Genomic DNA, 7,242 nt, shown 5'->3' with positions numbered 1-7,242 from the left:
CTTTTATACTACCTTGTCTATCTTATTTTGCTACTCCGCTGAATGGATACCATTTTCTATATCTTTGTAATTTGCCATACCACTATTACTCTCACGATAAATTAAATGTCCTTTATGATCGGTATGAATATTTTTATTTTTACAATCTTTTTCTTTAGGATCATGTTCAAGCACTATGTTTCTTCTGAGCTACCCTATTTCAGCTAGTTGGTCGCTAAGTTTACCAACAAATTGTGCCTCCCGTGGAATTACATTATCGCCTTTCCTACCAGCAATTAATATAGAGCATTTTGTGTTTTTACAACTTCCCGTGGATTAAAATCTGATCTGCAACACCCAAACCAAAAATTCAAGAATTTTGTAGGAAGCTACCTTGTGAAGAAGTCCTTATTCCATGAGGAAAGTTATTAGTTGCATCTTTAAGCAAACTATAAGAATTACTGTGAATTAGTGTCAAATGAATACCATGATCTTCAAATCTTTTTAAAACTTCTGCTGCAATTCTCCCCCCCAATAGAGTTAATATCTAAAACTATGTTGTTTGGATGTATCTCATTTACAAGCAACATGTTTACCATTACTGTTCCGGCTTGAACTAATTCTTTTCCATTTGTTGAAAAGTTATATAATGCTACGGCCTTCTCTTTTTTAAAAAGAACTCTATAATATCCTCTATATCTTTTCCCGACTCTTGATTGTGAGCCTTTTGTACCTATTTCTGAACTTTTTATAAGTTCTTTTTCATAACGCTTTATCTACTCAGGGCTGACTTCATTTTCTAAAAAGCTTTTTATTCTATGTACAACAAACCTTTCCTTAATAAGGTCAAAAAACGTCCATAAGCAAATTACAACAAAACATATGGTAGCTAAAATTAATAACACTATTGACATAAAAGCTAACCCAGTAAGTACCTTTTTTGATCTTTGATTCTTATACACTAAGTATAGTAATGCAGCAGAAGCGTAGATAATATTGCAGAACATGATCCATAGCGATATTATCTTTGCAACAAATTTTTTGCTTCATCCTTCAGTTCCTCTTCAAAGAATTTTGGATTAACAATTCTAGAAAAATAAGGATAGTCAAAATAATGCTTAATTAATTTACTTTCCTGCTTTTTAGGTGCACCTTTGCCAAATGTATTAACCTTAATACATTTAGGCACTCCAAAAAAGTTTATTACATGTTGCGTACCTTCTTTTAGCTTAATATTACCATCGGTATAATAAATAACTTTCATTTATCATTAGTGAATATTCAGTCATTTTAACATAAAAATTGAAAAAAGCCAAGGTAGCTCTAAAATATAGACTAATATAATAAAAGGCCTATAGAAAACTTCCTACAATTTCTTTTAGATGGGTTTTAAACTTTTGAAACGTCATGACGTTGTTAATGCGTCTATCAAGAAATGATAGAGTATCTGCAAAACCTTCTGAATAATCATTAATAAAAAAGAGTATTATGCTTAAGTATATCCCAGCCAATATTGCCCGTTTTGTATAGTAATTAAAATCTGTTGATTGATCGTGAATACCATACCAAATCATATCGACTATTCCGCATAAGAGTTTACTAGAAAAGTATATATTTTTTGGTAATACAGAAAAGGATAGAATATTTTTTAAAAACTCTCTGTAATTTGGTAGCTTAGCATAGTTTGAGAGGCGTATTTGAACAGCTAACTTTATTTGCTCCTGCACTTTCATATCTTCCAAGTTAGAATTCCGAAGTTCAGCTTCCATTGAACTATTCAAGTCCTCTACTATGCACTCTAAAGCACTATATATTCCATTCCGAAATTTGCAAAAGCTATTGGCTAGATTAAGGTCTGTGCACACTTTTAATAGAGTCTTATCGCTTATCCCTTCAAATGGAATAACCCTGATTAGCTCATCTATTATCAACCTTATTTCATCTTGTTCCACAACAACATTGTATTAAACAACACGTGTAATTGTAAATGAATCCCTGAGTTTTTCAAACATTCTGCAAAATGCTTCACCACGCTCTTCAAAATTTCTCCACTGATCAAAAGAAGCACATGCAGGAGAAAGTAATATTGTTATTTTTTCTTTGCTCTTTATGGCCTCTTCAAAAGCCAGTCTAAATGCGTCTTCTAAATTGCAACATCTAACATAATCCACTTTGTTTTCCATAGTGCTTGCAAAAACTTCTGTTGATTCCCCAATAAGAAGAGCTTTTCTAATTCTTGCAAAATGCTTGCTTAATGACTCTATACCGCCTTCTTTACTTCTTCCACCAACGATCCAATATATGTTTTTATAAGACAAAATCGCCTTTTTGCTCGATTCAGCGTTAGTTGCTTTGCTATCGTTTACAAAAAGCACATTTTCTATTTTGCCAAGTAGTTCATTTCTGTGCTTTAACCCTGAAAAGGATTTGATCCCGTTGATAATAGTGCTGCTATCCATTTTAAGCAACTTACACACGGCACATGAAGCTGCTATATTTTCTGCGTTGGATGTTAAGTTTATTTTCGCGTCACTTACTGATAAGTTATGATTTTCTAGTTTTAACGAAATCTCCTGGATCTCAGCGCCCTTTTTATCATCCAATAAGGAGTGTACTCCTGAGATTGGAATCTTATTTCCAGTAAATTTATTAAATATATCAGCGGTAATTTCATTATCACATCCTATCACTGCAACCTTACTACCGCCTATTAGCTTTGATTTAACCGCTATATAATTTTCCATACTTCCATGTCTATCTATATGATCTAGGGTAATGTTGAGCAATACTGAAATATCTACCTTTATCATTCCAGCCATCCTTTTCGTCACCTCGGTCATCTTTTTTGTCATCTCAGGTGCCCTTTCTATCATCCAAGCAGCACGATACTGGGATCTAGAAAAAAAGGTATGGCCATGCACTGGAATAACAGCAGGCATATTTATTAGCTCCAATTGAAAAGAGGAAAATTCAATTACATAAATTTCCGCATCTTTTTCTAGATCCAAAATAGGAACACCTAAATTTCCACCAATAGCTACTTTTTTCCCCGCAGATTTTAATATATGCCCTATTAATGACGTAGTGGTTGATTTACCATTCGTTCCTGTGACGCCTACAATTTTCTGGTTCTCAGCTTTAGCTTCTAGAAATAGTTCAATATCCGATTTTATTTTACAGTCAAAACTTCTTGCAAGTTTTACTATCCAATGTGGCTTCGGATATAAAATTGGCACTCCAGGGCTTAAAATCAATGCTTTTATCTCGTGCCAATCGTATTTTTTGGGATGGATAAAATTACACTCTTTATACATTGTTTTCGCATTTGCCATTTGTTCTTTACTATCATCCCACGCATACGCTTTTGCACCACTCTTTATTAGAGTATTAATGACGGACAAACCAGTTTTGCCAAGGCCGAAAACAGCAACACTTTGATTTTTGTATTTGCTCAGTTGCATCACTTATTTTAGGAAGACGTCATATAAATTATTAATAGGCTTAACGTAAAGAGTTTGCAAATACTAGTTATTACCTGTAAGATATAGGAAAATTAGTAAGGATCTTAATAGGAAGGTAATATGCCATCTGTCACTTTTATTTTACCTGATGGAAGTAAGAAAAGCTATGAAGCTGCAGAGGGGGAAACTCTACTTAATTTAGCTCACAGAAGTGACCCGGATCTGCTTGAAGGTGCATGCGAAGGCTCTCTTGCCTGTTCTACATGTCATGTAATTGTTGACCAAAATTTTTATGATGCTGTAGAAACACATAATCCTATATCTGATGAAGAAAATGATATGTTAGATTTAGCTTTTAGTTTAACAGAGACATCGAGGCTTGGGTGCCAAATAAAAATTACAAAAGACATCGATGGTTTATGTGTAACCATACCAAGGGGTACAAGAAATATATCACTGGATAAACAAGGGAACGATTAAGTTATGCGTAAGGTTTTCATCTATACAATAATTTCTTTATTTCTGTTTGTCCCCATAGCTTACAGTGGTTTTTGGTATTTTTCTGCATGGAAGACAAAAAATCTTTTGGCTAAAACAATATTATATACTAACGATGAAAAATTCGATATTTCGTATGACTTCAGCGGATTTCCTTCTAGCCTAACTTTCCACATGACAAATCCAAAATTTTCTAACGAGCAGTTAACTATTTCGTCTGAAGCTTTGTTGATAAAAAACAGATTATTCGATAAATCGGTATACATTTATATACCAAGCAATGAAGTTAATATTACTACTCATGACGATGAGAAAAAGAATATAAAATGCTACACAAACAATAATAACCATTTTGTTATCAAACTAAACGACTTACCATCTTCGCTGCGATTTACTAAAAATAGTACTATGATAGACTATGTAAACATACTTCGTTACGAAGATTATGGATTAAAATGCAATGTTTCAGAAAATCAACAAAGTGTTATAACTGAAGCAAATGGTAAAAGTAACTACATTCAATTTCATTTCAATAAAGAACCTAGCGGAAACACTAAGCTAGGATTTGATTTTTATACCTACCGATACAAGAATGTTGAAAGTCCTGAACATTATCTTAGTATTGATACTAAATTAGATTATGAGTTTATAAATCATATCTCAGCTTCCAGAGTTAATTTCAATATAGAAAGGTTTTTAATTCAGAGTGATAACTTTTCTCTTACCGCAGATGGTGGAGTGCAAAATTACAACTTGGTTACGTCTTCATTCACAAACAAGGTTAATGTGGCCGTATCCAATTATAAAGAATTAATCTCGCTTTTGGCTGGTGAGAAAAATCACTCAAAAACTTCAGATGCGTTTGAAAAACTAATATCTTCCTTATCAGAAAAAACAACTGATGACAGCATTCAATTTTCAATAAAATATGATGATAACTTAGGGTCAAGTTTTATTGGGAAGTTATCCACCACTGATTTTATGAACCAACTAAGTAAAATCACCGAACTAACCAAAAATGAAAATAGTAATTAGTTTACTTTTCATATTGATATTCTACTCAAGCACAAATGCTTTTACTTTGGATGACAAACTCAAAGACAAAAATATGGAAAAACGAGCAACTAATTTATTTGAAATGATAAAGTGTCCAATATGTTCTGGTGAGTCGTTATCTGAGTCAGGGTCCCAAGTTGCATATGATATGCGCAAAATGATTCGTGAAAAAATCAGTGGTGGATATACTGACGAGCAAATAACTTCAGAGCTAAGAAATTCTTATGGAGATTCAATTATAATTGTCCCACCTGTAAAGTTTAGTACTTACATTTTATGGCTTATTCCACTTGTAATTCCACTAATAGGATGTTTTCTAATAAGAAATATAATTAAATAGATATATACTCCAAAAAACAGAAAATTGATAGGTTCTTCTCTTCACTATTAATAGATTTATAACGCAATTAATCTTAAATATTCAGTATGAAAAGCTTTGCACTTATATTTTACTATTAGCATTGCCTACAGATGCCGAGTGTGTCGAAGAAAACTGTAACTGTGAATGTTACCATAAACTGAATCACAATTCAGCAGATGAACTATGCATTATAAAGAAAAATTATTACAGATACGATGAGAAATTAAAAATATTAGCAGATAAGAAAATAAAGGAGATAGAAGAAACCGCTTTGGGCATTGACAGTAAAACTAGTGATTTATAAATTTTTCTGGTTTTACTATTCTTTCAAATTCTTGCTCAGTGAGTAGCTTAAGCTTCACTGCTGCTTCTTTTAGAGTGATATTTTCTTTATAAGCAAGTTTTGCTATTTTCGCTGCATTGTCATATCCTATACGTGTATTCAATATAGTGACCAACATCAATGACTGATTTAGTAGATCTTTTATTCTCTTTTCATTTGCCTTAATACCAATCACACACTTTTCTGTAAAATTCAAACTCGCATCAGCTAAAAGTCTTATAGACTGCAAAACATTGTAAATTATCACTGGTTTAAACACATTCAATTCAAAATGGCCATTTGAACCACTAACGGTTACAGCAACATGATTCCCCATAACTTGAGCGCATACCATAGTCACCGCCTCACACTGAGTCGGATTTACCTTACCTGGCATGATTGAAGAACCAGGCTCATTTTCCGGTAATGTGATTTCTCCAATTCCACACCTTGGACCAGACCCGAGCAATCTTATATCACTTGCAATTTTCATTAAACTGACTGCTACTGTATTAAGCGTTCCACTTAATTCAACTAGAGCATCATTTGCTGCTAATGCTTCGAATTTGTTGTCTGCTGAAGTAAATGGAAGATTGGTAATTTCTGCAACTTCTTTAGCAAAATCCTCAGCAAAACCTTCTTTAGTGTTTAACCCCGTACCAACTGCAGTACCGCCTTGTGCGAGCTCGTATAAATTGCTCAGAGTTGATTTTATTCTCTCTATTCCCTTTTTAATCTGAGCTGCATAGCCAGAAAACTCCTGCCCTAGTGTTAGAGGTGTTGCATCTTGCAAATGAGTACGTCCTACTTTTATTATATTTTTAAATTCCTGAACCTTGTCATTCAATGCTTTGTGCAGCACTTCAAGATTTGGAATAAGAGAACAATTTATCTGCTTTGCTGCTGCTATATGCATTGCTGTTGGAAAAGCATCATTTGATGACTGACCGTAATTCACATGATCGTTTGGATGTACTGGGAATTTACTACCCAAATTACTGCCCAAAATCTCTATTGCGCGATTACTTATCACTTCATTTATGTTCATGTTAGTTTGAGTTCCAGACCCAGTTTGCCACACAACGAGCGGAAATTCGTTATTGAATTTACCATCTATTATTTCCTTCGCAGCTACACAGATCGCATTTCCTACTTTTTCATCAATAGCACCATACTTCACATTTACACGTGCTGCTGCAAGTTTTACCATTGCTAATGCTTTAATTATGGGCTCTGGCATTTTTTCCATACCAATTTTAAAATTCTCCAAAGAACGCTGCGTTTGTGCTCCCCAATAATGTTCACTTGGTACTTTTACTTCCCCTAAACTATCTGATTCTATTCTAGTTTTTTTATCCATATTTCCTTCCTCGGTGTCATAAAAGTAGCTGATACTGGCGTTCAGCTTCACTACATAATTTTTTCATGTGAGTATCTCTATTTCTTAGTTAATTAAATCATACTAGATTCCAGTGTCAAGTATGTGGATATTATAACATCAATGTTTAATGGTAAACGATGTCATTCCAGTGCGTGACACTAGAATCTTAGTAAATTTATTTACT

Annotated in this window: 6 protein-coding genes and 1 pseudogene; 3 read left to right on the top strand and 4 right to left on the bottom strand. The window is 33.5% G+C overall.

The features are described 5' to 3' along the window. Positions 1 to 54 precede the first annotated feature (54 nt). From CCY16_RS07090 to murD, 3 genes and pseudogenes are all read right to left on the bottom strand, one after another. Positions 55 to 1,243, bottom strand: a pseudogene (locus CCY16_RS07090) (alpha/beta hydrolase family protein); the annotation flags it as partial. 88 nt (positions 1,244 to 1,331) lie between these two features. Beyond that, positions 1,332 to 1,931, bottom strand: coding sequence for a COQ9 family protein (locus CCY16_RS02280; protein WP_179946028.1), 600 nt, complete (start codon positions 1,929 to 1,931; stop codon positions 1,332 to 1,334). A gap of 12 nt (positions 1,932 to 1,943) precedes the next feature. Then, the gene (murD, locus tag CCY16_RS02275; protein ID WP_088414645.1) at positions 1,944 to 3,440 is read right to left on the bottom strand and encodes a UDP-N-acetylmuramoyl-L-alanine--D-glutamate ligase; all 1,497 of its coding nucleotides are present in this window, start codon (positions 3,438 to 3,440) and stop codon (positions 1,944 to 1,946) included. A 120-nt stretch (positions 3,441 to 3,560) separates the two neighbouring features. Between murD and CCY16_RS02270 the strand changes: the two genes are divergently transcribed. The 3 genes from CCY16_RS02270 to CCY16_RS02260 are packed head-to-tail and all read left to right on the top strand — an operon-like array spanning position 3,561 to position 5,334. Further along, a complete protein-coding gene (locus tag CCY16_RS02270) occupies positions 3,561 to 3,920 on the top strand; it encodes a ferredoxin family 2Fe-2S iron-sulfur cluster binding protein (protein ID WP_088414643.1) in 360 nt (119 codons plus the stop codon). 3 nt (positions 3,921 to 3,923) lie between these two features. Further along, positions 3,924 to 4,973: a hypothetical protein gene (locus tag CCY16_RS02265; protein ID WP_088414641.1), complete on the top strand. Its 1,050-nt coding sequence runs from the start codon at positions 3,924 to 3,926 to the stop codon at positions 4,971 to 4,973. Further along, the gene (locus CCY16_RS02260; RefSeq protein WP_088414639.1) at positions 4,957 to 5,334 is read left to right on the top strand and encodes a cytochrome c-type biogenesis protein; all 378 of its coding nucleotides are present in this window, start codon (positions 4,957 to 4,959) and stop codon (positions 5,332 to 5,334) included. Before CCY16_RS02265 ends, CCY16_RS02260 begins: the two co-directional genes overlap by 17 nt. Positions 5,335 to 5,645: 311 nt before the next feature. On the opposite strand, the gene fumC is transcribed toward CCY16_RS02260, so the two are convergent. Further along, positions 5,646 to 7,037 carry a class II fumarate hydratase gene (gene fumC, locus CCY16_RS02250; protein ID WP_088414635.1) on the bottom strand — a complete coding sequence of 464 codons (1,392 nt, stop codon included), beginning with the start codon at positions 7,035 to 7,037 and terminating at the stop codon, positions 5,646 to 5,648. Positions 7,038 to 7,242 lie beyond the last annotated feature (205 nt).

The sequence above is a fragment of the Wolbachia endosymbiont of Wuchereria bancrofti genome (assembly GCF_002204235.2).
GTDB lineage: Bacteria > Pseudomonadota > Alphaproteobacteria > Rickettsiales > Anaplasmataceae > Wolbachia.
Note: the sequence above shows the minus strand (reverse complement) of the source record. Positions and strands in the feature narration are given on the sequence as shown.